This window comes from Chlamydia muridarum str. Nigg, assembly GCF_000006685.1.
Classification (GTDB): Bacteria; Chlamydiota; Chlamydiia; order Chlamydiales; family Chlamydiaceae; genus Chlamydia; species Chlamydia muridarum.
In genome coordinates this window covers 627,025-651,953 of sequence record NC_002620.2, presented here as the reverse complement: position 1 = coordinate 651,953, position 24,929 = coordinate 627,025, and the positions used below count along the sequence as shown (strand labels likewise).

Here is a 24,929-nt window from a genome sequence, read left to right as displayed (position 1 = left end):
TAATTTATTTCGATGAAAGAGAATGTGTTAAAGCTTGTTGTTGAGGAATGAGCGTGCATCCTGGAATGAGTAATACTGGAGAAGAGAAGAGCAACACAGAGAAGAGTAGTTTCATAATTTGGATCTCATAACAAAGATTTCTTTCACCCATATAACAGTTACATTTTTTGTGAAAGAGTAAATCTCGAAGAAGATCTAGGTAGGAGCTTTTCTCTAATGTGCGAGTGTTAGTTGTGGACAAAGCTTGACAACGAATGTTTGTATAGTAAATTATTCGAGAACGCTTTTTGAAGCCTTTGCATACGTTTTTTAGGTGTTCGGCATGCATTTAGACCAGCTTCTTCGGGATATTCCGGCTAAAATCTATGGGAAAGTTGAGTCTATTCCTGTTAGAAATTTGACTCGAGACTCTCGTTGTACGGGGGTGGGAGATATTTTTATTGCTCGCCAAGGTCAAATGTGTAATGGAAACGACTATTCAGGCCAAGCTGTTGAGAATGGCGCAATTGCCATTCTTTCTTCTTTATATAATCCCTTTCTATCAGTTGTTCAGATTGTTACAGAAGATCTTACTGCTTTGGAGGCTTGTTTAGCAGCACGATTCTATAATGATCCTTCGAAACGCCTGGATGTTATAGGGGTTACAGGAACTAATGGGAAAACAACGGTTTCTGCTTTAGCTAGAGAGCTCATGGAGTATAAAGGGCGATGTACAGGGCTTGTTGGGACTATAGAGCATATTTTAGGAGAACACCGAATTATAGATAGTTTTACGACTCCAGATGCTATCTTATTGCAAAAGTACTTTGCTGAAATGGTTAAACAGAACTTATCATCAGCTGTTGTGGAAGTATCCTCGATAGGACTTGCTCTTGGTAGGGTTCGCGAAACGGAATTTTTAGCAGGGGTTCTGACTAATGTCTCGTTAGATCATTTAGATTTTCATGGTTCTTTTGAGGAGTATGTTGTTGCTAAAAAGCAGTTATTTGTTTCTCTCCCAGAGCATGGGGTTGCGGTTGTTAATTCGGATTGTGAGTATGCGCAAAGCTTTTTAGAAATTTCTCCTGCCAGAGGAGTTTCTTATGCCGTACATCAAGAGGCGGATTATCGCGCTGTAAATCTGAAATTTTCTTCTTTGGGGTCCACTTTCGATATCTTATATCAGGGAAATGTTTTCTCTTGTGAGACCTCTTTGGTAGGGGAACATAATGTGTACAATGTTTTAGCTGCTCTGTCAGTAGTCCATCAAATTCTGGGAGGAGATTTTGCAGAGCTAGTACATTATGTTCGTTATTTATCTGCTCCAAAAGGGCGTTTGGAGCCAGTTCTATCTGGTCCTTGTCCTATTTATATCGATTATGCACATACTCCAGATGCATTGGATAATGTATGTAAAATCTTATCGCAACTGCTTCCTGCAGATGGACGGTTAATTATTGTATTCGGATGTGGTGGGGATCGGGATCATAGCAAGAGGCCTATTATGGCAAAGGTTGCTGAGACTTATGGTTTTTCTGTTGTCACTTCAGATAATCCCAGAACTGAAGATCCAGATCAGATCATTGCTGATATATGTTCAGGATTTTCAACAGATCGCTATGTTATTGAAAGTGATAGAAGATTAGCCATCGTTAAAGCAATATCAATGGCTTTGGATAAGGATATTGTGTTAGTTGCAGGGAAGGGACATGAGGTATATCAGATCTTCAAACATCAGACGATTGTCTTTGATGATCGAGAGGTTGTGTGTGAAGCTTTGGCCTCGATTTATTAATTCAAAATTCTTGTTTTTACTGCTTGCTTTGGGTGTCGGTCCGGATAAGTGTTTTTCGGATGCTGTAAATACTCCTGTTGTTCCCAAGGTAAGTCGAAATGAGCTTATTGTGATAGATCCTGGCCATGGTGGTAAGGATGAAGGAACTGCGGATAAGGAGCTGCGATATAAAGAGAAGTCTTTAGCTTTATCAATAGCTTTAAGTGTGCAGGGGTATCTACGCCGAATGGGATATAAGACGATCATGACAAGATCCACAGATGTTTATGTGGATTTGAATAAGCGAGCGGCGATAGCAAACCAAAACAAAGCAGATGTTTTTGTTAGTATCCATTGTAATTACTCCTCTAATACCTCTGCTTTAGGTACAGAGGTCTATTTTTATAATGATAAAAATGTATTGAGAACTAAAAAATCAGAGAACCTTGGGAAATCGATTCTAGCTTTCATGCAAAAGAATGGGGCTTTGCGGGAGCGTAAGGTTAAAGAGGGTAATTTTGCAGTTATCCGAGAAACCTCCATGCCTGCGGTCCTGGTAGAAACAGGGTTCCTCTCTAATCCAAAAGAGCGAGCAGCTCTTTTAGACTCCCGTTATCGTTCGCATTTAGCTAAAGGTATTTCTGAAGGAATACATGCCTTTATTCTTAATCGACAGATTAAAAAGACTACAGCGGGGAATTCGGGAGTAAAAAAAGTGTATAAATAATCTGGGGGAGAGAGGGCTTTAACAAAACCTTTAAGTATTCGAAAAGATATTCTTAGTAGCTGAGGTTTCAGTTGAGTGCAACTCACGGGTAGATTTTGTGCGTTCATTGGAAATATAAAAAAAAGTCTTGAATCCAAAGGATGAATGCATATTATACGCATATATTGCGGTATTTAGGGACGCAAGGGTTACCACTTTAACTAGGAGGCAACGAGCTACCATGGCAACGATGACTAAGAAGAAACTAATCAGTACGATATCTCAAGATCATAAAATACATCCTAACCACGTGAGAACTGTTATCCAAAATTTTTTGGATAAGATGACAGATGCTCTGGTTCAGGGGGATAGATTAGAGTTTAGAGATTTTGGCGTTCTGCAGGTTGTAGAAAGAAAACCTAAAGTTGGGCGTAACCCTAAGAATGCAGCAGTGCCTATCCATATCCCTGCTAGAAGAGCCGTGAAGTTCACTCCTGGCAAAAGAATGAAACGTTTGATTGAAACACCAACAAAATCTTCTTAGTTCTCTTCCCTTTCCCCGCTCTGCTTTCGATCATAGGGTCAAGCTTGATGGTTACACAGGCTTGACTCTAATTTTCCCCAAGATTATCTTTTGCTACTGAAAGCCCTTTCATTGACTATGCTAGTAGAATCACGGTTAGAGCTAGAGAATGTGTTAGAAGCGTTCTCTAATAGGAATTTTGACATTCAAAGTAAGAATCTTATAGCAGCTTTTCAGAATAAGAAACTGAGAAGAGCCTCCGTGCAGTGTTTTCTGTATCATCCGTTGTTACGTGTTCATGATATTGCTCGAGCAGCTTATTTATTAGCGGCTTTGGAAGAGGGCTTGGATCTTGGGTATGAGTTTCTCAGTATGCATCACACCCATGCTGGGGCTGCATTATTATTTTGTCGAGCAGGTTTTTTATGGGGAGGTCTTCCTTACCCTGGAGAACATGCTGAGATGGCTATGTTGCTATCTCGTATCGCAGAATTTTATGATGAAAGCTATGAAATCGTGGAAAAAATGGTTGCGTTTCAACATGCGCTGTTTTCTCATGAGAGAAAAATTTTCCCAGCATTATGGAGCCAAGAAGGCGACAGATCGGAACAGGAAAAAACTGCGATAAGTAAGTTGCTTTTTTGCCAAAAAGAAACTCAGATTAAGGATCAGTTAACATTGACAGATGCTTCTCTTGGTTTTTGGATGAGAAGAACGTCCACATTCTCTTCCTATGTTAGCGGTAGCGGTTGTAAAAGCGGAATAGGAGCTTTTTTTATTGGAGATGTGGGGATTGTTAACTATGGCCCCTGCGTAGGTGATCCTGGAGAATGTTTAGGGTTTGGTTTGTGTGGTCGGGTAAAAGAGTTCTTGTGCCAAGAGAAAGGTGAAGATACCATAATATCTTTTTCAGCATCTTTAGCACGTCCCTGCTTCAGACAAACTGGTTTTTCTTATTTGCAGGATGCCCTACAGGGAATTAGTTCGCGCTACTCTATTGAAATTTCTGAGCAAAGATGTATGATTCGTTCTTCTTTGGATAAAGAAAATCACGAAGCCTCTTTTGCTATCTTTTGCAAGGGGGTACAATGTCAGGTATCCAACGGACCTAAACTACGCACTGGAGCACCGGACTCTTATAAGGGGCCAGCTCATGACGTGTTGATTAAGGGGGAGAAAGAGACCATTCGGGTTCTGTCTTCTAGCCCTTATATGGAAATTTTTTCTTTACAAGGGAAAGATCGGTTTTGGGGAAGTAATTTTTTAATTAACCTTCCATATACTCAAAACTCTTTAAATGTTTTTTTTGAAAAAGCTTGATTTTTCTTCGAAAGGAATTAAAATAATTTTCTTGAAACAAGGGATGTTATAATCAACTAGTTGGTTTTTGGTTGTTTTTGATAATTATTTGTATTAAAATAACTCTTTTTTATAAGAAGGGAGCGTGCTACGGTGGAACTACTTCCTCATGAAAAACAGGTTGTCGAATACGAAAAAACGATCGCCGATTTCAAAGAAAAAAATAAAGAAAACAGTCTGCTTTCTTCTTCAGAGATTCAAAAATTGGAAAATCGCTTAGATAGACTAAAAGAAAAAATTTATTCGAATCTTACTCCTTGGGAAAGGGTACAAATTTGCCGACACCCTTCGAGACCCCGCACGATTAATTATATTGAAGGGATGTGTGAAGAGTTTGTTGAGCTTTGTGGAGATCGAACATTCCGTGATGATCCTGCAGTTGTCGGAGGATTTGCAAAGATTCAGGGACAACGGTTTATGCTCATAGGGCAAGAAAAAGGTTGTGATACGACATCTCGTATGCATCGCAATTTTGGAATGCTTTGTCCTGAAGGATTTCGGAAAGCTTTGCGCTTAGCTAAAATGGCTGAAAAATTTGGTCTTCCTATTATCTTCTTAGTGGACACCCCAGGGGCTTTCCCAGGACTAACAGCTGAAGAGCGTGGGCAGGGGTGGGCTATTGCAACGAATTTGTTTGAGCTTGCCAGATTAGCTACTCCAATTATCGTAGTTGTTATTGGAGAAGGATGTTCAGGAGGAGCTTTAGGGATGGCTATAGGAGATGTTGTAGCAATGCTAGAACATTCTTATTATTCCGTAATTTCTCCCGAAGGATGTGCTTCTATTTTGTGGAAAGATCCCAAAAAAAATAGCGATGCCGCAGCCATGTTAAAAATGCATGGAGAGGATCTTAAAGGATTTGCTATTGTAGACGCAGTGATTAAAGAGCCCATAGGTGGGGCGCATCACAATCCTGTGGCTACATATCGTAGTGTTCAAGAATATGTCCTGCAAGAATGGCTTAAATTGAAAGATCTACCGGTAGAAGAGTTGCTAGAGAAACGATACCAGAAATTCCGAACGATAGGTCTATATGAAACTTCTTCTGAAAGCAGTTCTGAGGCATAAAAAGCATTTAGTTCTGCTCGGTTTTTCTCTTTTATCCATATTAGGACTGACGATAACGTCTCAAGCAGAAATTTTTTCTTTGGGACTTATCGCTAAGACTGGTCCCGATACCTTTCTCCTTTTTGGGAAACAGGATCATAATACGTTAGTTAAAAGCAAAGAACTCTCAAAAGAACAGCTTCTGGAGCAGTGGGATAGTATAGTTGGAGATGGCGATACGCTTTCTCTGGCTCAGGCAAATGCCTATATTGCTAAACATTCAGGTGGCTCCCAATCAATAACAAAAAGACTTTCAGCTTATCTTTCGGGGTGTTTTGATCTTTCTAGGCTGCAATATCTAGCCCTTTTTCTTGTTGTTGTTGCTATTTTGAAGTCAACAACGCTCTTTTTTCAAAGATTTTTGGCGCAACTTATCGCTATTCGTGTGAGCTGTTCTTTGCGTAAGGACTATTTTTTAGCTTTGCAAACACTGCCGATGACATTCTTCCATGCTCATGATATGGGGAATTTAAGTAGTCGAGTGATAGCGGATTCTTCTATGATTGCATTGGCTATCAATGCACTTATGGTGAATTATATACAAGCCCCCATTACTATGGCGTTAGCCTTAGTGGTTTGTTTGTCTATCTCTTGGAAATTTTGTGCTTGCGTTTGTTTGGCATTCCCTATTCTTATTTTACCCATCATTATAGTCGCTAAGAAAATCAAATCCTTAGCTAAACGGATTCAAAAAAATCAGGATCATTTTACAGCAGTGTTGCTGGATTTTTTGTTAGGGATCCTTACAGTAAAAGTATTTAGAACCGAACAGTTCTCTTTCCACAAATATTGTCAGAAAAATGATGAAATTGCGCGCTTGGAAGAACGCAGCGCAGCATATAGCTTAATTCCAAGACCTCTTCTGCATACGATTGCGGCTCTTTTCTTTGCTTTTGTTGTAATGATCGGATTATATAAATTTCATATTCCACCTGAAGAGCTCATCGTTTTCTGTGGGTTGTTATATCTTATCTATGATCCGATTAAAAAGTTTGCTGATGAAAATGCTACTATTATGAGGGGCTGTGCAGCAGCAGAGCGATTTTACGAAGTATTAGATTTGTCGAAACAGCAGACCACTGTTTCCGAACAGTTAAATGAATTTCAAGGGTTGCAGCACAGCATTCAGTTTTGTAATGTGTCTTTTGGTTATTCAGAAGACAGTCTTGTACTTTCGGATTTTAATTTAGTATTGAAAAAGGGTGAAGCTATTGGAATTGTTGGCCCAACAGGATCTGGAAAATCTACAATAGCTAAATTATTGCCACGACTTTATGAGATTTCTCAGGGTGAATTACTTGTAGATTCACTCCCCATCACAAGTTATAGCAAAAATTCTCTCAGAAAACATATCGGTTGTGTGTTGCAACAGCCATTCTTATTCTATGATACCATTTGGAATAATCTGACTTGCGGAAGAGATTTTTCGGAAGAAGAGGTTTTTGAATCCCTAAAGCAATCTCGTGCTTATGAATTTGTTTGTAAGATGCCTCAGGGAGTGCATAGTTTATTAGAAGAGTCTGGAAAAAACTTATCAGGTGGGCAGCAGCAACGTTTGACTATAGCCAGAGCTTTGCTTCATAACACTTCAATTCTATTACTTGATGAAGCAACATCTTCTCTTGACGCCATTAGCGAAAATTATATCAAAGAAATGGTTGGGAAATTGAAAGGCCGATGTACTCAAATTATTATTGCTCATAAGCTTTCCACCCTTGAATATGTAGATCGTATTGTCTATCTAGAACAGGGTAAGAAAATTGCGGAAGGAACAAAGGAAGAACTGTTGGTTTCTTGTCCTGCTTTTCAACGAATGTGGGTTTTATCCGGTGCAAAGGATTGGGAGCTTAGTCCCGTTATGAACCCATAGTAGTAGTAGCTTGTGGTGAATCGACTTTTTTATGATTAAAAGATGCGTATAGTACAGAGAAGGCGTCTGCTAATTTTTTAGAGAGACGAGCTTTGTTACTTTGTAAGAAGCTTCTTCCTTGCTGAGTAGTGTAATCGGAGGATATTTTGATCATAGAACAAGGGCATGAGACTAAAGCAGCTTGCTGTGCAATAGAAAAGCCCTCCATATCGACCAGTTGTAAGTGTGGATTAAAGCCTTCTCTATAGGGAGATGTTACTGATGTTAATTGCGCTAGAGGGAGTTTTGGTACAGGAATTACTAAGAGTTCTTCCCCTAAGGACATTTGGTCAGAGCATTTTCTTACAGATGTAATTGTATAGGTTCTAAGAAGTGGTATGCAGGGGTTTCCTGCTCCAGCAAATCCTAGATTTAGCCAAAGATCGTACCCGATGGGGGTAGGGGTTAGTGCTTGGAGAACTCCTTTGTGTCCCCACTGTTTCAATATTATGACATCCAGTAGAGCAGTCTCTGTGGAGTAAGAATATAGGAATTCGCTACGAGCGGAAAAAGGAAAAAGAGCAAGAGTTTCAGAGGCCTCTACAGGATCCGCAAAAATGAGAAGAAGTTTAAACATTACGACAAGCCGTCCATAATGTAGAGAGAGCTTCTCTTCCGATAGGTGAGAGACAGAATGTTTCTTCCGTTACATAAGTATCAATAAAACGTTGGATAGTAGCTGCATTTTTATCTCGAGAATACTCAGAAGCTTTTTGAATAGCCAAAGAGCTTTCTGTTAAAGATCTCCTTAAGGATCTCAGAAGGGCATAATTTAACCGATAAGAGTCATCAGCAGAAATCTCTTTAGAGATTGCAATACATCCTAAAGGTAAAGGAAGATGCCACTTTTCTTCCCAAAGTTGACCAAGATCGTCCACAAGGCACAACTCTTTTGGAAAAGAGAAACGTTCTTCATGAATTACTGCTCCACCGTCTACCTGATTTGCAAGGATAGCGGGGATGATCTCATGATATTTCATAGGAATTAGTTCTGTTTGCGGATAGAACAGTCGGCAAAGAGCATGTGCCGTTGTTGTTTCACCTGGAGTAGCGAGAGTTCTTAAAAGCTTATCAGGATGTTTAGAAAGAACCAACGGACCTATCTTGTGCCCTAAAGTGGTTCCAACATCCAAAACATGATAGGCATCTGCAATTCGGGGATATAGGCTCGCGGAGATTTTAATTAAAGAGAATCGAGTTTCTAAAGCAAGGTGATTTAAAGAGGCTATATCCGCGATCATAATTTGGCGCAAAGAAGGGGCCCCTTCATGTTTTTCCAAGAAAGACCTAAACAAAAAAATATCATTTGGACAAGGGGAAAAAGCTACGGAGAAAGTCATTTGAGTTGTTGATAAGCCTCGATAGCTGCTTTAATTTCTTTATTCTCTGGTTGTAACAGGTAATCTCCTTTTTGTAACCAAGCAATGTAACTAGAAGGGACTTCAGAAAGAGGTTTCCCCTTATATTTACCGAAAGGCATTTTAAAGACTCTAGGATGGCATGTTTCATTTAGCAGATTATAAATCTGATCTGGAGATAAATCTCCGACTAATACGGAAAATACTCTATGAAGAGTAATTACGTCATCTAAAGCCCGGTGTGCATTATTCTCTTCAAATCCATAGACTTGACGAAGATACTGAAGGCTATGTTGAGGCAAATCTGTTCGATATTTTTTCGCCCATTTTAAAGAATCAATCGTACGAAGCTGCGGTTCGGGCAATCCATGTCTTCGACATTCACGAAGTAACAAAGGGTAGTCAAAAGCATTATTATTATGAGCTACAAGAATGTTATCTGTGCCACAAAAATCACTGAATTGCTGATATGCTTCTGGAAATTTAGGGGCGTTGGCAACTTCTGAAGTTGTAATCCCATGAATTTTGGTTGCTTCAGCAGGAATAGGAATTTCTGGATTTACCAAAGTTTGAAAAGATTCGCCTGTGGTTCCATTGTAAGCAGCTATTTCCACTATGCGATCCTTGTCAATTTGTGTCCCAGTTGTTTCCGTATCATAAAAAATTAAATCTGGCACAGGTCCCTCAAAAAATTTTCTTATTTAATTAGTTTGATTATTTTCCTGGTTCGCTTGTTTTTTTAATTCATCGAGATCCATATTCCCTGTCGAGATCAACCCTATGGCATGGAAAAAGCTGTCACAAATTAATTTAATCGTATCTATATAAACTCGTAGCAAGTTTTCATTAATCTCCCCTTTTAAACAAGGGATGACTAGTCGATAGAAAATAATGTTTTGTTCTTCGTCCATTCCAAATCCTGGAATGTCAATGTCTCTATTAACAAGGTGTAAAAGTCTTGCTGTGGCATCTCGTTGGCCTTCTTGTATTTGATAAGGGAAGTAGCAGACAAGTTGTAAGACTTCTCCCTCGTTACGAATAACGAAAAACAGAGGAAGTTCATGTTCTCCAGCGGAGATCGTAATGTAAGTTAGGCCGCTTTCTCGTTCCAAAGAGGGCTCTAACTGAGCATGGTTTAGAAATTTTGTGAGATTATTTTGATTTAAAGTCCATGTCGTCATTGTGCGGGGCCTCTAAGTACTGATTATGAAAAGGGAAGCGACTTTCGAATACCCTAACTATACTTGAGTATGGTTTTTTGGTCAGAGCAAAATACTGATGTTTATTTAGGCAAAGTAAACAAATGGGGAACCATTTTCTAGTCGTTTATTGAATAAAAAGATTCTTATAAAAATCAATATTGCTTTCCACTCGTTTGTAGGGGCAAAAGTTTGCATTCTTTTTTAAAAAAAACTTTGATATATCTCCGGAGATCTTAAGCGATTAGTGTATCGACCGTCTAAGGAAAGTTCCTAGACGTAGAGGGCGTGATGATTGTTGCGGAATTTGAATATTTCGGGTTAAGCGATGTTGGCTTAGTCAGACATAATAATGAAGATTTTTGGCAGGTGAATTGTGCTTCCCAGATCATCGCTATTGCTGATGGCATGGGGGGGCATCTCGCAGGAGATGTTGCTTCTTATGAGGCCGTTTGCAATCTGATGGAGCTTGTGGATTTGCATAAAGTAGATTTAGCGCGTTTAGAGGACGAGCAGTACAAGGAATCCATAAAAACAATTTTATCAGAAGTTAACCTATCGATTTATCGGCAAGGGTTATCAAATGAGCAATTCAAAGGAATGGGGACAACTTTGAGTTGTATGCAATTCCGAAGGGGAAAAGCTTGGCTGTTCCATGTAGGGGATTGTAGGGTCTATAGGCTAAGAAATAAGATGTTAGAAAGACTAACAGAAGATCACTCTTTGGCAAATCATTTAGCTTCTCGATATGGGCTTTCAAAACAAAACGTGAAAAGGTATCCTGGGCAGCACGTTCTGACAAATGTGTTAGGAAGACGTCCTCATGTATCTCCGGATATTCGAGAAATGTCCTATGAGAAAGAAGATCTGTTTGTTTTCTGTTCTGATGGGTTAACTAGTATGGTTTCGGATCATGATATGCTAGAGATATTAACTCAGTCGACTACCTTAGAAGAAGGCGGGAATATCCTGATTTCCCTAGCAAATAGTCGGGGCGGTAGAGATAATGCTACTGTTGTACTTGTTCGAATGCGTTAATTTTTATGACGATATACTTAGATACTAATGCTTCGGCTTTTTTAGATCCGGGCATCTTAATGTATTTACATTCTCTATTTATAGAAGAAGGAGGGTTTGGGAATCCTTCTAGTGTTCATAGCTTTGGGAAAAAAACAAAACAGCTAATCAAAGAAACTTCCTCTCTCATAGAAAAGGCTTTAGGGTTTGCTCGGTGTCGCGTGATTTACACTGCTGGAGCAACAGAAAGTCTTAATTTAGCGATTCAAAATATTCCTCCGGGTAGCCATGTAATCACTTCTAGCATGGAACATCCTGCGGTTATTGAGCCTTTGAAAAAGGCGCAGCTTTCTGTTACTTATTTAGACCCCATCCCAGGGAAATGTGTCGTTTCTCTAGAACAAATTAAGGACGCTGTCCAGTCGGATACTTCAGCTATTGTTTTAGGATGGGTAAATAGCGAGGTTGGGGTAAGGATTAACCTTGAGTCTATAGCTGCATTTGCTAAAGAACGAAACCTTTTACTTATAGTTGATGCTACGGCGATTGTGGGGAAAGAGGTCATCCGTGTTCCAGAGGGAGTTTCAATGCTGGCATTTTCTGGACATAAATTTCATGCTTTGTCTGGCATAGGGGTGCTTCTTACTGCCCCAAAAATTAAGCTATCTCCAATTATCTTGGGAGGAGGACAGCAGGGGGGGAGCCGTTCAGGGACAGAACATATTCATGGGATAGCTTCCTTACATTATATTTTAAAAAAAATATTGGCTGAGCAATCTATTATTTCTCAGACTATGTGCTCCTATCGAGATCTATTTGAATCACATTTGCAAGAAGCTTTTCCTGAGTGTGTTGTGCATTGCCAAAAAGAACCTCGAGTTAGCAATCTCTCTGCGATAGCTTTCCCTGGATTAGAAGGGGAGGTTATGCAGATAGCTTTAGATCTTGAAGGTGTTGCTTGTGGTTATGGTTCCGCATGCTCTTCAGGAGCAACTACGGTTTTTAAATCATTGACGGCTATGAAAGTGCCTCAGGAGCTTGCTATGGCGACTCTAAGATTTTCCTTTAGTTATTTGCTTTCAGAACAGGAAGTTCTTACTGCTGTGCAGAAAGTGATTCATGTAGTGCGGCATTTGCAACAATATGCTTAACCCATTACAAGGTGTCTTTAATTTCAATGGTCTTGATGCCAGATAGAGAAATTTCTTTTACTTCCAATAGCAAGCCATTAATGATGATGGAGGCTCCGACTTCCGGAGGGGTGTCAAGGAGCTTTAACATCAGTTGTGCAATAGTTTCACACTCATTGTCTGAAAAAGAGATATTAAGTTCATTTTCTATTTCAGATAATGGGGTGTTTCCTGAGAACGTTCGCTCAATTAGAGAAGCTGTCTTCGGCTTGGATTGAGCAATATTTCCTGTATTGAATAGTGTTTTGAATACGGTATGTAACCCCAAAGCTCCCATGGGCTCTCCGTGGTCATTTAAAACAATAGCCACATTAGAGCTATTTTTTCGAAATTCTTGAATAACATGAATGAGTTTAGACTTCGCTGTTACAAACCATGGAGAATTTAGATAAGGGACAATAGGATCGTTAGGATTTCGATTGATGAGGTTTTTTGGGAAAGCTATTCCTACGATATTTTTTTTGACTTTATGGTAAACGGGAACAAAATCTAGCCGATGGCGACGTACTATTTGACAAAAATCTTGTACGGAGGCGGTTGCTGATAGCATCGGGATTTGGTCTAAATATTGACATATTTGCTCGACAGAAGTTGCGCTTAAGGAGAAAATATTCGTAGCAATAACATTGAAATCTTGTTCTTCATGATGAGTCTCTAATGTTTTTTGCAGTTCATCTCGACTAAGTGTTGAGTGCAGGGTTTCTTCTTTGATATTTAGAAGAAAGTAAATCATACTTGTGATGCCGCCAACACTCTGAATAAGAGGGTAAAAAAGGTAATGCGCACAGTAGAGGATAGGAGCTCCTTTTAGAGCTATTTTTTCTGGAATTTTGCGAGAAATGGCTAAAGGGAGTAACTCAGCAAAGATGACAACTAAAAAAATTTGTGTGGCAGGAGCATATTCAGGGGGAATACCTAGGAGTCGATAACAGGTTCTGGATGCTTCCGACCCTACTTGCAAGGCAATATTCACTCCTAACATCACGGTTCCAAATAAGCGATAAGGCCTTCTGATAAGAAAGTTAATATAGGAAGCTTTTTTGTTGCTTTTGGTAAGGTAATACTGCAAACGCACACGATTAAATGATACGCAAGCCATTTCCATCATAGAGAAAAAACCTTGGACGAAAATGCAGACGAGATTAACTCCTAACCAGAAGAATGGAGAGTCAGTTTCCATGTGTTTTCCTTATATACACTCGCTTTACACAATTAGGAGCTGCATCTAGTACCTGAAATACAAATTGTCCCCAGGCAAATTTTGTTCCTGTTTCAGGGATTTCTCCTAATTGTTCTGTAAGCCACCCACCGATTGTAACACAATTAGAAGTGGTAGGAAGATCTACTCCAAAAAGATCATAGAAATCAGAAAGCTCATAGGTCCCTGCAGCGATGATAACATTTTTATCTGAGTGAGCGAACTGTTTGGAAGCAGGACGGATATGGGAAACTTCATTAGAAACAATTTCAAATAGATCATTTTGGGTGATTAACCCCTCTATAGATCCATATTCATCAATAATGATACCTAATCCACTATCTTCTTTAGCTAGGTGATATAAAGCTGTTTTAGCAGATACAGTTTCAGGAATATAATGAGGTTTTCTAAGAAGAGGAAGAAGATCTTCTGAAGATTGTAACTGTTCCTTATGGAGGACAAGAGATTTAGCAGAGCAAACTCCTAAAAGATTTTGTAGTCCATCTTTGCAGACAAGAATTCTTGAGTAGCGTTGTCCAGAAAATAGCCGATATAAATTTTCAATAGGAGTAAGGACATCATAAAAAACAATTTCCTGTTTGGGTTTCATTCTTTCTTTAATACTTCCCTCTTCCATAGAGAGGTATCCAAACAGTAACCTACTTTCTTCATGATTTACGACTCCAAAGTCTTTACAACTGCGCAAGACTTCTTTTAGTTCTTGAGGTTGAATAAAATCACCCTCTTGATGAACTAACATTTTTTGAATGATAAAATTAATGCCTGAAATAGCCCAATCAAAAATAGGACGGAAGCTTTTAGTTGAGACAAAGATAATGGGAGTTACAAGACGTGCGATTCGAACATTGTAAGGAATAGCAATGACTTTAGGAATAATTTCTCCTAAAACAAGCGTTAAAGCGAGGGGAACTCCTACGGTCATTAGAAATGATGCAGAGTCTCCGACTAACGTTGCTATACAATTTTGTACCCCAATATTAATCCCTATGTCGAAAAAGACCAGGGTAATGAGTAAATGATTGGGGTAAGCCATGAGATTGGCGATTTGTCGAAGCTGTTTGTTCTTGGAGTGATTATAGTGTGCAATAAGAGACGAGGGGAGAGAAAATAGAGCAATGTGCGATAAAGAAATAAACCCCGAGCACAGGACGAAAACTGCAGTTAAAACAATAATTACTGGAGAGAACATTCGATCTGGGTTATTGTGAGCGGATTCGGATTATTCTTATTATCTATAAAAAATGCTAGTAGAATTCTACTTTTTCTCTAGAGTTCTGGAAGCTTTAGTAAAATCGAATTGACCTGAGAAAAATATAAATAGAGAAGAGTTTTAGTAGTTTTTATACTTGCATCAACCTATTTTTAGGAGAAGAGGATCTTTGATTATGGAAGAAAGTCATATCTTACAGTTGGCAGCAGTTTCACGAGCAATGGCATTGCAAGGAGTTTGTCCTTGGACGAATCTGCAAAGTATTGATTCTATGTTACGATATATATTGGGAGAGTGCCAGGAGTTAGCAGATGCTGTGAAAGAGAATAAGGCCTCATTAGAAATTGCTTCGGAAGCAGGAGATGTTCTTACTTTAGTATTAACTTTGTGTTTTTTATTAGAGCGAGAAGGAAAACTTAAAGCCGAGGAAGTTTTTGCTGAAGCTATAGCAAAACTTCGACGTCGATCTCCTCATGTTTTTGATCCAGATAACCAAATTTCTTTGGAAGAGGCGGCAGAGTATTGGTCTCGCATGAAAGAGCAAGAAAAAATTTCTTAGTTGAGATTCAAGTAAAGAAGGTTGAGAGAAAACTCTATTTATGATACCAAAGATGTCGTAAGTCGGGGACCTCTTAAGATGAGAGACTTCTGAACCGGGTCAGGATCGGAAGATAGCAGCCCTAAGGAAAGGCCTTTTGTGCTAAGAGTCTTCTCTGACTTACTTTTCTTTTTATTTCCCTATAAAGTCAGCAAGACTAGTTGGCAGCTATTGAACAGAATGTGTAGAGTGATAGGGGCCGCTATGTGTTGTACTTTCTCATAGATGAAGCCTGTGCATAACGAAAATACAAATAGCGTTGGAACAAAAATTAAACTTCCTAAAGAAGCTTCTGTGTGTGTGACCGCAAAAATAAAGGAACTAGCTAGGATTGCTTTGCATCTAGAAAGTTTGTTTTTAAAGAAGGTCTGAAGAATTCCCCTGAAAAAGATTTCTTCTGCAATGGGGATAAGCATGGCTATACAAAAAATATACAGAAGATCTGGTCTTGTCGAAAGTTGTTCTCGGATTTCCTCTGTAATAACCTGCTCTTGGAAAAGTTGTCTGGGTAAAATAAGTGGTAACAGGAACTGCAATAATCGCGCTAATATTTGTGTAGCAGTGATGGTAATGACCCACATACGAGTCCCTGCCGCTACAGCGAGCAACCAAGAAGTCGAACTAGAAGAGTTCCCTGCATACAAAATAGATCTTGTAACAGGAAGGGGGAGTCCTAGTAGAAACAAAATAAAGGCGAAGAAAACAAAAATACCATGAAAAGAAACCCTGGATATAGAAAAGAGGGCCCAGTTTGGAAGAAAAGCTGGTAAAAGAAATAACGCTGCTCCCCAACACACTGAGCCGAACGGAAAATTGCGATGCCCTTCAAGTTTAGGCCATAAGAAAAGCCCTTTTGATAGAAAAGCTGAAATCCCAACAAAAATGAGTAGAAGTCCTAAACTTACCATACATTAAGAGTAGTTTGCGCAGACATATCCTTCCACGCGAGCAACAATCTCTCTAAATAATCTCTGATGCATAAGACCCATTGGAGTCGAATCAAAATTTTTAGAGCGCCAGCCATAACGATGATAATCGCTGCTTCCAGAGGCAAGAGATTGATTCGCGTCTAAAATCTCTTGGTATACCATAGAGATTTTATTGTGACGAATGTCAAATACTCGTACACGAACAGAAGCTGAAATAGAGGGGTTTAAAACATTTTCCAGGGTTTTTTGCTCTAAAATTTCTGCCGCAACCACAAATTCTGCAGGTAAAAGTTGAGCTGCTAACTCAGAAGAAAGGTTAGGGATAGGGGAGAAAAATTGCGCAGCAACACAGGCTGACGCATGGTGTTTGATTAGGAGTAGTTTGTCAGATGAGTGCAAACGTTTACTAATTTCTTCAGAAAACTCTGCCTGCAAATTCCAAGGAAGAATCTCTGCAGACTTTTCTGTTCGGTAAAAGACGGGAAGCATAGCCACAACGCCTTTAGCCTTACTTCCCCTAGTATACAATTTAGCATTATAGCTGCCGGAAGTCGACATAGAACAACTAGAGAGGGTTGTTGCAGTTAAAGACAAAAGACCAAAAGAAGCTAGTAACCAGAATTTTCGCATAACGCAACTCAATGAAAAATTTGATTCAATTTTATGTCCCTAGCAACGCTCTTGTAGACTTGCGCAAAAGACAAGGGGAACTTATGTACTAAAGGGACTCTATCATGAGTATTTTCAAAAAGCAACTAATATAGAAGATGGAAGGAGAAAACAATAGAAGAAAGTTGCTTGCAAGATTGCTCGCAAAAGAGTTTTGACATAGTCTTCTTTATTTAGAGAAGTGTTTCTTTTTGAGAGAGGTAATAAAAACGTGATACATTGGGAACAGTCTAGGACTCTCTTGTCTTTCCCGCAAGTTGGGCTTCATTTATCGTGGTACGGAATCTTTTTTTCCTTAGGAATTTTTTTATCGTCTTTCGCGGGGATTAGACTGGCAACGGTACTTTGCAAAGACCCGAATATGCGAAAAGAACTTAAAACAGGTTTGGAGAATTTTGCTTTAGGGGCTCTTTTGGTCATTGTTATTGGGGCTCGCGCTTTCTATGTCCTTTTCTATGGAGGAAGCTTTTATTTTGAGAATCCCTCGGAAATTATCAAGATATGGAAGGGGGGGCTTTCTAGTCATGGCGCCATAATTGCCTTGGTTATATGGTCTGCAGCATTTTCTCGATTTCATATTCGTCGCTTACCAATGCTTTCTGTAACCTACATCTGCGATATTTGTGGAGCTGTATTTGGAGTAGCGGCTCTATTGATCCGCGTAGGGAATTTTATGAATCAAGAGATTTTAGGAACTCCAACATCTATGCCTTGGGGAGTTGTTTTTGCCAATGACAGTAGCTTAATAGCGAGGCATCCAGTTCAGTTGTATGAGGGTGTGAGTTATTTATTACTTTCATTAGTTTTGTACTGGCTTTGCTATCGCGGGTCTATTCGTTTGGGTTCTGGCTATAGTGCGGCTGGAGCTTTGATTGGCGTAGCTAGTATTCGCTTCTGTGCGGAATTTTTCAAGACGCATCAAGGATCCTGGCTTGGAGAAGAAAGCTTATTAACAATTGGACAATGGTTATCCATCCCAATGGTTTTTTTAGGAATTGGAATTCTTTGGATTGCTAGTAAAAAAAGAGAGCCCTAGAGTCTCTCAACATCTTGTAACACACAGAAGTCCTGCGTGATATGAGGGGATTTACATTAAATTTTTTATGAAGAGAAGGAAGAAGGGAATTTTACAAGTGCACGGAAAAGAAACCCTCTATAAAATGACGCCAAGTTACATAGTGTGAAGCGCTATTCGAAAGGGCGCTCAGCAAAGACGATTCTTAATAAAGGTTATGAGAGGTCTTCTTTGCACAAAGATTTTTTTTGATTAGGGAATTAAAGCAACCGTGATGGGAACGAGGCTTCCCTCTCCGAAAGGAGAGATCCACCTCGGATGAGAATGAATAAACGAACGTTATTATTTGTTTCCTTAGTGAGCGCAGCATTTTTGGGCTGCCAGATTTTCTTTGGGTATCAGGATTTGAAATCTTGTCAGGATCTGGCGGAAAAACAGCGTGCTATTTCTGAGCAAATATTAGCTTCAACAGAGCAGTTGAGTGTAGTTCCTTGGACGGCTTCTGCAGAAGAAAGCGAATCGGTTAATCAATATGCTGTTCGTTTAGGGAATCGACTTCTCGTTTTAACAAAAGGAGGAGCTCATTCTGAGGTACATTCTAAAGGAACCTCCTGGAAGCTAATAGATCAAACTAGTACCTTCGGGGGGATTCTGGTTTCTTTGTATGGAGAGGATGGGCAGGAGGTTTTATCAAAAGGCGGTTCCGTATATCTCCCTAATCAACAAGATGCACTCCCTGTTTTAGTGGCCGAGTTTCGCAGAAACCAAGAACCTCTTGTGTTTTTCGGAGAGTATAAAAATGGCAAGCTTTCTAACAAAGCAGGGACTATCTATGGGACTTCGTTAGTTTTTCTTAATACAGGGAATGAATTTGTTCCTTTAGGCATTTACAATTCTAAAGAAGAGTGTGTGGAATCTCTGGATCTTCCTATGGCAAGAGCTGTAGTTTTTGCCGATAAAGAGAACCTGACAACGTCAGGCAGTTATTACATGCTCGCTAATGAATATATGCAAGTTATAGTCTCTCAGGAAAGTGGAGCTATTGAGGGGATTAATCTTCCTTTTGCTTCTGATCGAGAAGGGAATAAGAGCATTGTCAATGAAATTGGATTTGATAGAGAATTAGCAGCCGGCTCTCCATCTGAGGCTTCTTTCCCTGGAGTTCAAGCTATTGATTCTCAGCGTCAAAATGTATCGAGTGTTGTAGGTGGATACTATCCTTTGCTTAGACGAGGGACTCTATCTGATACCAGAAAAATGGTTTCCCCTCAGTATCAAGCCTTAAACATAGTCTCTGGGAGAGAGTTGTCTTCTCCTGTCGCAACGGGTTTTCGTGTAGTTTCGTTTGATAATAAAACGTTAGTTTTGGAAAGCGGGGATGGGGGCATTCGGAAAACGTATACCCTTGGAGAACAACCTTACGCTTTTGACCTTGAAATTCAAACTACTAGAGGACAAGAAGACTTATGGATAACTTCAGGAGTGCCTGAAGTTGAGATCATGTCTAATGCTTTTGTCCCTGCAGTTAAGTATCATGCAGTGAAAAAAAATAAGAGTGACCTCATTAATGTGAAGTTACCCAAAGCAAAAGACTCTTTGTTAGTACGTAATGACGCTTCCCCTCAATGGATTTTAAATTCCAATGGATACTTTGGAGTCATTCTTACTCCGAAGACCCCTCTTCCTACGGGATATGCTTCTTCTTTCATTCCTGGGAATGCAGTTCCTACGCGACTTACTCAACTTTCCCCAAAAGATCAGGCTTACCCAGCTTCGAAATATCCTGGTTATACTGCAATGCTTCCTTTGCCTAAAGAAGCTGGCCGTTATCAGTTTATGGTGTATGCGGGTCCTTTATCAGAGCCTACTTTGAAGGCTTTAGATCGAGCTCACACGAATCATAAGGGAGAGTCTCCTGAGTATGTTGATGCGATTGCATTTAGAGGTTTCTTTAGTTTTATAACAGAACCTTTTGCAGCTTTGTTATTTATTATAATGAAATTTTTCCAATTTCTAACTGGATCTTGGGGAATTTCGATTATTTTATTAACGATTGTACTTAAGCTTGTGCTTTATCCCTTGAATGCTTGGTCTATTCGATCTATGCGTCGTATGCAAAAGTTATCTCCATATATTCAAGATATTCAGCAGAAATACAAGCGAGAGCCTAAGCGAGCACAAATGGAAATTATGGCCTTGTATAAGGTCAATAAAGTTAATCCAATAACAGGCTGTCTTCCTCTAATTATTCAGATCCCATTTCTTATAGCAATGTTCGATCTTCTGAAATCTTCGTTTTTATTGAGAGGAGCGAGCTTTATTCCTGGATGGATTGATAATTTAACTGCTCCAGATGTTCTTTTTTCTTGGGAAACCCCAATATGGTTCATTGGAAAGGAATTCCATCTCCTTCCTATTTTGTTGGGTATTGTTATGTTCGCTCAACAAAAGATTTCTGCTATTAAAAGATCTGGGCCTGTTTCGGATCAACAGCGTCAGCAAGAGGCTATGGGGACTATGATGGCGCTATTATTTACTTTCATGTTTTATAATTTCCCTTCAGGGTTAAATATTTACTGGCTTTCTTCCATGTTACTCGGCGTTATTCAACAGTGGGCAACAAATAAAATTTTGGATGAAAAACATTTACAGCATGAAGTGATTGTTAATAAGAAGAGATAGAGAACGCCAATAAAGGCAAATAGTTCTGTTTTTTAATTAGAATAGTTTTTATCAAAAACTATTTAGCTGAGATAGTTTTATGCGAGCTTGGGAAGAGTTCCTTTTGCTACAAGAAAAAGAAATTGGTACGGATACGGTCAATAAGTGGCTGAGGTCCTTAAAGGTCCTATGCTTTGATGCGTGCAATCTGTATTTGGAAGCAAAGGATTCTTTCCAAGTAACTTGGTTCGAAGAACATATTCGCCATAAAGTTAAAGCTAATTTAATTAATAATAACGGGAAGCCAATTCGGGTGCGTGTGACTTCTTTGGATAAGTCTACGCCGTTTAAAGAGTCGCAAATTCAACAAGAGAAAACAGCATACTTCACAATGCAGTATGGGGACATTGATCCACAAATGTCTTTTGCAAATTTTCTTGTGACTCCAGAGAATGATTTGCCTGTTAGGATTCTTCAAGAATTCGCGAAAGTTTCTGAGCAAGGTAAAGGGTTCCCATTTAATCCCATCTATTTGTTTGGCCCAGAGAGTTCTGGAAAAACTCATCTCATGCAAGCCGCTGTTGGAATCTTGCGTGAAGCCGGAGTAAAAACCTTATACGTTTCTTCACAGCTATTCACAGAACATCTAGTATCTGCTATTCGTTCAGGTGAGATGCAACGTTTTCGTGCGTTTTATCGTAATGTAGAAGCGTTATTCATTGAAGATATAGAAGTTCTCTCAGGGAAAGGGGCCACTCAAGAAGAATTTTTCCATACATTTAATTCTTTGCATACTGAAGGGAAATTAATTGTCATTTCTTCTATCTTCGCTCCTGGAGATCTAAAAGCTATGGAAGAGCGGTTGATTAGCCGTTTCGAGTGGGGGATTGCGGTTCCTGTTAGCCCTTTAACGAGAGAGGGACTGAAAAGCTTTTTAGAAAGAAGAATAGAACAACTTAACATTCGCATAGAAGAAACAGCCCTGGATTTCCTCATACAGGCTTTATCTTCTCATATAAAATCTTTGCTACATGCACTCACAACTTTAGCGAAAAGGGTCGCTTATAAAAAATTATCGCACCAACTACTATACCAAGGGGATGTAGAGGCTTTGCTGCAAGATGTCTTGCAGGCTGCAGAGCATATCCGTTTAACCCCATCTGGTATTGTTCGTGCTACTGCTCAGTATTATGGAGTTTCTCCCGAAAATATTTTAGGCCGTTCTCAGTCTAGGGAATATGTTCTTCCTAGACAGGTTGCTATGTTTCTGTGCAGGCAGAAACTTTCTTTATCGTATGTAAAGATCGGAGAGGTTTTTTCGCGAGATCATTCTACCGTGATCTCCTCAATTCGAGCAATTTCGCAAAAGCTGGATGAAGATGATAGAGAAAGTGATGTCTCTTGTGGAGTACAAGAACTAACAAAGCGACTTTCATCTGCTTATCAGAGCTTGGACCTTATAGTAGACTAAAAAGTAAGGAGGCGGTCAATGACCAGCCTCCTTAGTAGTTTTAAAATCCTGTTAAAAACTTTTTGTCTAGATTAAGCAAGAGCAAGAAGTTGGTTCTTCTTTAATGAGTTTGTAAAGTTTATATGCAAGAGTTATTGCAAATGCTGCTTGGGTAATCAGAATTAAAACTGTTATCGCGCCAAGAGGTAAGGAGACGGCTGCGGCAATAAACGTAACGAGTGAGAGAGTCAGGCCTAATCCAAAGAGCAATCCTAACGCAAAGCGAGAGGCTTTCGCTGCTAGACCGGATTTCAAAGGACGGGGTGCGGAACGGGGTGCGGCTTTGTAAGATTCTGTTCCCCTCTCTATATCGTGTAATGTAAAGACATTCCCTCTGTCCCCCCAACAGCCGTATTCATGAGGTTTGATACCCATAGAGCCTCCTTAACTAAGAATGGCGAATATTTTACTTGAATTCTTCTTGAATAGCAAGATCCTTCGCCGCATGGTCTGCCTGAAATAGAAAACTTTCTTTTAATAATAAGATTTCTTATTCAAAAACAAATAAATGATTTGTATGAGCGGCTCTTTTATGCATTTCGACCGGATGAAGATCAATGTAGAATCTATGAAGCAAGCGATCCTGGAAAGGGTATATTGTGGGGTAGTCCAGACTCCTCAATCCGCTTCAACCAGAGATATCTTTACAGCTGTAGCTAAAACTGTATCGGAGTGGATGGCTAAGGGATGGCTAAAGACGCAAAGCAGTTATTATGACAATGATGTAAAGCGTGTTTATTACATCTCTATGGAATTTTTGTTAGGAAGAAGTTTAAAGAGTAATCTGCTGAACTTAGGCCTTTTAGATTTAGTGAACGAAGCGTTATCGGATCTCGGTTATGATTTCGATCAGCTTGTCGAGATGGAGCATGATGCGGGTCTTGGAAATGGAGGATTGGGTCGACTAGCTGCATGTTTTCTTGATTCTATGGCCACTCTTGGAATTCCTGCTTATGGATATGGTCTTCGTTATGATTATGGCATTTTTGATCAGCAGATAGAGAATGGTTACCAGGTTGAGTCGCCGGATGAGTGGTTGCGTTATGGAAATCCTTGGGAGATATGTCGGGGAGAATACTTGTATCCTGTCCATTTTTATGGGAAAGTAAAGCACAGTATGGATTCAAGAGGAAGGGATGTAGCAGAGTTAGTTGATTCTCAAGAAGTTTTAGCTATGGCTTATGATGTCCCTGTTCCAGGGTTCAATAATGATACAGTAAATTCTTTGCGCCTGTGGCAAGCACAATCTCGTCATGGATTTGAATTTAGCTATTTTAATCATGGAAATTATATTCGGGCTATTGAAGATATTGCGTTAGCAAGTAATATTACTCGCGTACTTTACCCTAATGATTCGATTTCTGAAGGGCAGGAGTTGCGTCTTAAACAAGAATATTTTCTGGTATCTGCCACTATACAAGATATTCTTCGTCGTTATACAAAAACACACCTTTCTCTAGATAAATTATCTGAAAAAGTCTCTGTTCAACTAAATGATACACATCCTGCTCTAGGTATAGCAGAAATGATGCATATTTTAGTGGATCGAGAAGAATTGGATTGGGACGTTGCTTGGGATACAACGACAAAAATATTTAATTACACAAACCATACGATTCTTCCTGAGGCGTTAGAGCGCTGGTCTTTAGATTTATTTTCTAAAGTACTTCCTCGCCATTTAGAAATTATTTATGAGATCAATGCTCGCTGGTTAAAAAAAGTCTCTCAAAAATACCCGGGAGATGATGATAAGAGACGAGCTCTTTCTATCATAGAAGAAGGAAGTTCTAAGTTTATCAATATGGCGAATTTAGCTGTTATTGGGACGAGTAAGGTCAATGGCGTGTCAAGCTTTCACTCTCAGCTTATCAAAAATACGCTATTTAAGGACTTTGTCGAGTTTTTCCCAGATAAATTCATTAATGTTACCAATGGGATCACACCCAGACGTTGGCTAGCTCTTTCCAATAAAAGATTAAGTGCCTTGTTGAATCGCTCAATAGGTACGGATTATCTAACGAATCTTACGCATCTGAATAAGGTGATTTCTTTAGCTGAGGATAGCGGATTTAGGGAGGAGTGGCATAAAATCAAAATTCAGAATAAGGAGGACCTATCTGCTCGTATTTATAAAGAACTGGGAGTTTCCGTAAATCCTCAGTCCATTTTTGACTGCCATATTAAGCGGATACATGAGTATAAACGTCAGCTGATGAATATCCTTAGGGTTATTTATTTTTATAATGAAATCCGTAATGGTTCTACAGAGATTGTTCCAACAACAGTCATTTTTGGAGGTAAAGCAGCTCCTGGCTATGCTATGGCTAAGTTGATCATTAAGTTAATTAATAATGTTGCTCATATTGTTAACAATGATCCTAAAGCCAAAGATCTTCTCAAAGTAGTATTTTGGCCTAATTATAGAGTGTCTTTAGCAGAGGCTATAATCCCGGCAACAGACTTATCAGAGCAAATTTCAACAGCGGGAATGGAGGCTTCTGGGACTGGTAACATGAAGTTTGCTTTGAATGGAGCTTTAACGATTGGTACTATGGATGGTGCTAATATTGAAATGGCCGAACATATTGGGAAAGAGCACATGTTTATTTTCGGTCTTTTAGAAGAAGAAATCTCTGCACTCCGTAATGAGTATTATCCTCAAGGGATTTGTAATGCTAATCCCAAAATTCAAGAAATTCTTGATATGGTTTTACAGGCAAGACTGCCCGAAGAAGATAAGGATCTCTTTAAACCGATTGTTAATAGGCTTTTAAACGAAGGAGATCCTTTCTTTGTGCTAGCTGATTTAGAGTCTTATCTTGATGCACATAATCGTGTTGCAAGATTGTTTACGCAACCTGAGGAATGGACTAAGAAATCTATTTACAACGTAGGAGGAATAGGCTTCTTCTCAAGCGATAGATCTATTACAGACTATGCTTCTAATATATGGAATGTCTCCCAATCCTCTTAAAAGAAGAGGGGGGAGACATATCT

Annotated in this window: 23 protein-coding genes and 1 other RNA gene; 14 read left to right on the top strand and 10 right to left on the bottom strand. The window is 39.4% G+C overall.

Going from position 1 to position 24,929, the window contains the following annotated elements; genetic code table 11:
- Positions 1-4: 4 nt before the first annotated feature.
- Positions 5-328: a hypothetical protein gene (locus TC_RS02745; protein WP_010230790.1), complete on the bottom strand. Its 324-nt coding sequence runs from the start codon at positions 326-328 to the stop codon at positions 5-7.
- On the opposite strand from TC_RS02745, the gene TC_RS02740 reads away from it, so the two are divergent.
- The 6 genes from TC_RS02740 to TC_RS02715 all read left to right on the top strand — a co-directional run bounded on the left by TC_RS02740 (position 323) and on the right by TC_RS02715 (position 7,318).
- On the top strand, positions 323-1,774 hold the full coding sequence (locus TC_RS02740) for a UDP-N-acetylmuramoyl-L-alanyl-D-glutamate--2,6-diaminopimelate ligase (protein WP_010230785.1): 1,452 nt from the start codon (positions 323-325) through the stop codon (positions 1,772-1,774). The genes TC_RS02745 and TC_RS02740 overlap by 6 nt on opposite strands.
- Positions 1,689-2,480 carry an N-acetylmuramoyl-L-alanine amidase family protein gene (locus TC_RS02735; protein ID WP_010230781.1) on the top strand — a complete coding sequence of 264 codons (792 nt, stop codon included), beginning with the start codon at positions 1,689-1,691 and terminating at the stop codon, positions 2,478-2,480. Before TC_RS02740 ends, TC_RS02735 begins: the two co-directional genes overlap by 86 nt.
- 220 nt (positions 2,481-2,700) lie before the next feature.
- Complete coding sequence (locus TC_RS02730; protein ID WP_009871614.1) at positions 2,701-3,003, top strand: HU family DNA-binding protein; 303 nt, start codon at positions 2,701-2,703, stop codon at positions 3,001-3,003.
- Positions 3,004-3,120: 117 nt separating this feature from the next.
- Positions 3,121-4,302: a hypothetical protein gene (locus TC_RS02725; RefSeq protein ID WP_010230702.1), complete on the top strand. Its 1,182-nt coding sequence runs from the start codon at positions 3,121-3,123 to the stop codon at positions 4,300-4,302.
- Between the two features lie 132 nt (positions 4,303-4,434).
- Positions 4,435-5,409, top strand: coding sequence for an acetyl-CoA carboxylase carboxyltransferase subunit alpha (locus TC_RS02720; RefSeq protein ID WP_010230698.1), 975 nt, complete (start codon positions 4,435-4,437; stop codon positions 5,407-5,409).
- On the top strand, positions 5,375-7,318 hold the full coding sequence (locus TC_RS02715) for an ABC transporter ATP-binding protein (RefSeq protein WP_010230695.1): 1,944 nt from the start codon (positions 5,375-5,377) through the stop codon (positions 7,316-7,318). Before TC_RS02720 ends, TC_RS02715 begins: the two co-directional genes overlap by 35 nt.
- Here TC_RS02715 and TC_RS02710 read toward each other — a convergent pair.
- Genes TC_RS02710 through TC_RS02695 form a run of 4 tightly spaced genes read right to left on the bottom strand, consistent with a single transcriptional unit; the run spans position 7,305 to position 9,896 of the window.
- The gene (locus TC_RS02710; protein ID WP_010230693.1) at positions 7,305-7,934 is read right to left on the bottom strand and encodes a hypothetical protein; all 630 of its coding nucleotides are present in this window, start codon (positions 7,932-7,934) and stop codon (positions 7,305-7,307) included. The two genes, TC_RS02715 and TC_RS02710, sit on opposite strands and share 14 nt — an antisense overlap.
- The gene (locus tag TC_RS02705) at positions 7,927-8,697 is read right to left on the bottom strand and encodes a 1,4-dihydroxy-6-naphthoate synthase (protein WP_010230691.1); all 771 of its coding nucleotides are present in this window, start codon (positions 8,695-8,697) and stop codon (positions 7,927-7,929) included. Before TC_RS02705 ends, TC_RS02710 begins: the two co-directional genes overlap by 8 nt.
- Complete coding sequence (locus TC_RS02700; protein WP_010230689.1) at positions 8,694-9,392, bottom strand: putative quorum-sensing-regulated virulence factor; 699 nt, start codon at positions 9,390-9,392, stop codon at positions 8,694-8,696. Before TC_RS02700 ends, TC_RS02705 begins: the two co-directional genes overlap by 4 nt.
- Positions 9,393-9,416: 24 nt before the next feature.
- Positions 9,417-9,896, bottom strand: a complete 480-nt coding sequence (locus TC_RS02695; RefSeq protein ID WP_010230687.1) for a YbjN domain-containing protein — start codon at positions 9,894-9,896, stop codon at positions 9,417-9,419.
- Positions 9,897-10,205: 309 nt separating this feature from the next.
- Here TC_RS02695 and TC_RS02690 point away from each other — a divergent pair, with 309 nt between their 5' ends.
- Together TC_RS02690 and TC_RS02685 are read left to right on the top strand one after the other, a co-directional pair.
- Positions 10,206-10,952 carry a PP2C family protein-serine/threonine phosphatase gene (locus TC_RS02690; RefSeq protein ID WP_010230685.1) on the top strand — a complete coding sequence of 249 codons (747 nt, stop codon included), beginning with the start codon at positions 10,206-10,208 and terminating at the stop codon, positions 10,950-10,952.
- Positions 10,953-10,957: 5 nt separating this feature from the next.
- A complete protein-coding gene (locus TC_RS02685) occupies positions 10,958-12,082 on the top strand; it encodes a cysteine desulfurase family protein (protein ID WP_010230683.1) in 1,125 nt (374 codons plus the stop codon).
- A 4-nt stretch (positions 12,083-12,086) separates the two neighbouring features.
- Here the strand turns inward: TC_RS02685 and TC_RS02680 are convergent, their stop codons facing one another.
- Entirely contained in the window at positions 12,087-13,301 is a 1,215-nt protein-coding gene (locus TC_RS02680) for a CNNM domain-containing protein (protein ID WP_010230682.1), read from the bottom strand.
- Positions 13,291-14,529 carry a hemolysin family protein gene (locus TC_RS02675; RefSeq protein WP_010230681.1) on the bottom strand — a complete coding sequence of 413 codons (1,239 nt, stop codon included), beginning with the start codon at positions 14,527-14,529 and terminating at the stop codon, positions 13,291-13,293. Before TC_RS02675 ends, TC_RS02680 begins: the two co-directional genes overlap by 11 nt.
- Positions 14,530-14,725: 196 nt before the next feature.
- Here TC_RS02675 and TC_RS02670 point away from each other — a divergent pair, with 196 nt between their 5' ends.
- Entirely contained in the window at positions 14,726-15,109 is a 384-nt protein-coding gene (locus TC_RS02670; protein WP_010230680.1) for a MazG nucleotide pyrophosphohydrolase domain-containing protein, read from the top strand.
- Between the two features lie 61 nt (positions 15,110-15,170).
- Positions 15,171-15,270, top strand: an RNA gene (gene ffs, locus TC_RS04810) — signal recognition particle sRNA small type.
- Between the two features lie 18 nt (positions 15,271-15,288).
- Here the strand turns inward: ffs and TC_RS02665 are convergent.
- On the bottom strand, positions 15,289-16,056 hold the full coding sequence (locus tag TC_RS02665; RefSeq protein WP_010230679.1) for a CPBP family intramembrane glutamic endopeptidase: 768 nt from the start codon (positions 16,054-16,056) through the stop codon (positions 15,289-15,291).
- Between the two features lie 3 nt (positions 16,057-16,059).
- Positions 16,060-16,707, bottom strand: a complete 648-nt coding sequence (locus tag TC_RS02660) for a CT253 family lipoprotein (protein ID WP_010230678.1) — start codon at positions 16,705-16,707, stop codon at positions 16,060-16,062.
- 250 nt (positions 16,708-16,957) lie between these two features.
- Here TC_RS02660 and TC_RS02655 point away from each other — a divergent pair, with 250 nt between their 5' ends.
- From TC_RS02655 to dnaA, 3 genes are all read left to right on the top strand, one after another.
- Positions 16,958-17,782 (top strand): prolipoprotein diacylglyceryl transferase, encoded by an 825-nt coding sequence (locus TC_RS02655; RefSeq protein WP_010230677.1) that lies wholly within the window; start codon positions 16,958-16,960, stop codon positions 17,780-17,782.
- A gap of 297 nt (positions 17,783-18,079) precedes the next feature.
- The gene (yidC, locus tag TC_RS02650; protein ID WP_010904355.1) at positions 18,080-20,443 is read left to right on the top strand and encodes a membrane protein insertase YidC; all 2,364 of its coding nucleotides are present in this window, start codon (positions 18,080-18,082) and stop codon (positions 20,441-20,443) included.
- Between the two features lie 79 nt (positions 20,444-20,522).
- Entirely contained in the window at positions 20,523-21,893 is a 1,371-nt protein-coding gene (dnaA, locus tag TC_RS02645) for a chromosomal replication initiator protein DnaA (protein WP_010230675.1), read from the top strand.
- Positions 21,894-21,959: 66 nt separating this feature from the next.
- On the opposite strand, the gene TC_RS02640 is transcribed toward dnaA, so the two are convergent.
- A complete protein-coding gene (locus TC_RS02640; RefSeq protein WP_010230674.1) occupies positions 21,960-22,307 on the bottom strand; it encodes a hypothetical protein in 348 nt (115 codons plus the stop codon).
- A 157-nt stretch (positions 22,308-22,464) separates the two neighbouring features.
- On the opposite strand from TC_RS02640, the gene TC_RS02635 reads away from it, so the two are divergent.
- On the top strand, positions 22,465-24,906 hold the full coding sequence (locus tag TC_RS02635) for a glycogen/starch/alpha-glucan phosphorylase (protein WP_010230672.1): 2,442 nt from the start codon (positions 22,465-22,467) through the stop codon (positions 24,904-24,906).
- Positions 24,907-24,929 lie beyond the last annotated feature (23 nt).

Coding starts and splice junctions, on each gene's coding strand:
- TC_RS02740 (WP_010230785.1), top strand. CDS start 323: ATGCATTTAGACCAGCTTCTTCGGGATATTCCGGCTAAAATCTATGGG.
- TC_RS02745 (WP_010230790.1), bottom strand. CDS start 328: ATGCATGCCGAACACCTAAAAAACGTATGCAAAGGCTTCAAAAAGCGT.
- TC_RS02735 (WP_010230781.1), top strand. CDS start 1,689: ATGAGGTATATCAGATCTTCAAACATCAGACGATTGTCTTTGATGATC.
- TC_RS02730 (WP_009871614.1), top strand. CDS start 2,701: ATGGCAACGATGACTAAGAAGAAACTAATCAGTACGATATCTCAAGAT.
- TC_RS02725 (WP_010230702.1), top strand. CDS start 3,121: ATGCTAGTAGAATCACGGTTAGAGCTAGAGAATGTGTTAGAAGCGTTC.
- TC_RS02715 (WP_010230695.1), top strand. CDS start 5,375: ATGAAACTTCTTCTGAAAGCAGTTCTGAGGCATAAAAAGCATTTAGTT.
- TC_RS02710 (WP_010230693.1), bottom strand. CDS start 7,934: ATGTTTAAACTTCTTCTCATTTTTGCGGATCCTGTAGAGGCCTCTGAA.
- TC_RS02705 (WP_010230691.1), bottom strand. CDS start 8,697: ATGACTTTCTCCGTAGCTTTTTCCCCTTGTCCAAATGATATTTTTTTG.
- TC_RS02695 (WP_010230687.1), bottom strand. CDS start 9,896: ATGACGACATGGACTTTAAATCAAAATAATCTCACAAAATTTCTAAAC.
- TC_RS02690 (WP_010230685.1), top strand. CDS start 10,206: ATGATTGTTGCGGAATTTGAATATTTCGGGTTAAGCGATGTTGGCTTA.
- TC_RS02685 (WP_010230683.1), top strand. CDS start 10,958: ATGACGATATACTTAGATACTAATGCTTCGGCTTTTTTAGATCCGGGC.
- TC_RS02680 (WP_010230682.1), bottom strand. CDS start 13,301: ATGGAAACTGACTCTCCATTCTTCTGGTTAGGAGTTAATCTCGTCTGC.
- TC_RS02675 (WP_010230681.1), bottom strand. CDS start 14,529: ATGTTCTCTCCAGTAATTATTGTTTTAACTGCAGTTTTCGTCCTGTGC.
- TC_RS02670 (WP_010230680.1), top strand. CDS start 14,726: ATGGAAGAAAGTCATATCTTACAGTTGGCAGCAGTTTCACGAGCAATG.
- TC_RS02665 (WP_010230679.1), bottom strand. CDS start 16,056: ATGGTAAGTTTAGGACTTCTACTCATTTTTGTTGGGATTTCAGCTTTT.
- TC_RS02660 (WP_010230678.1), bottom strand. CDS start 16,707: ATGCGAAAATTCTGGTTACTAGCTTCTTTTGGTCTTTTGTCTTTAACT.
- yidC (WP_010904355.1), top strand. CDS start 18,080: ATGAGAATGAATAAACGAACGTTATTATTTGTTTCCTTAGTGAGCGCA.
- dnaA (WP_010230675.1), top strand. CDS start 20,523: ATGCGAGCTTGGGAAGAGTTCCTTTTGCTACAAGAAAAAGAAATTGGT.
- TC_RS02640 (WP_010230674.1), bottom strand. CDS start 22,307: ATGGGTATCAAACCTCATGAATACGGCTGTTGGGGGGACAGAGGGAAT.
- TC_RS02635 (WP_010230672.1), top strand. CDS start 22,465: ATGCATTTCGACCGGATGAAGATCAATGTAGAATCTATGAAGCAAGCG.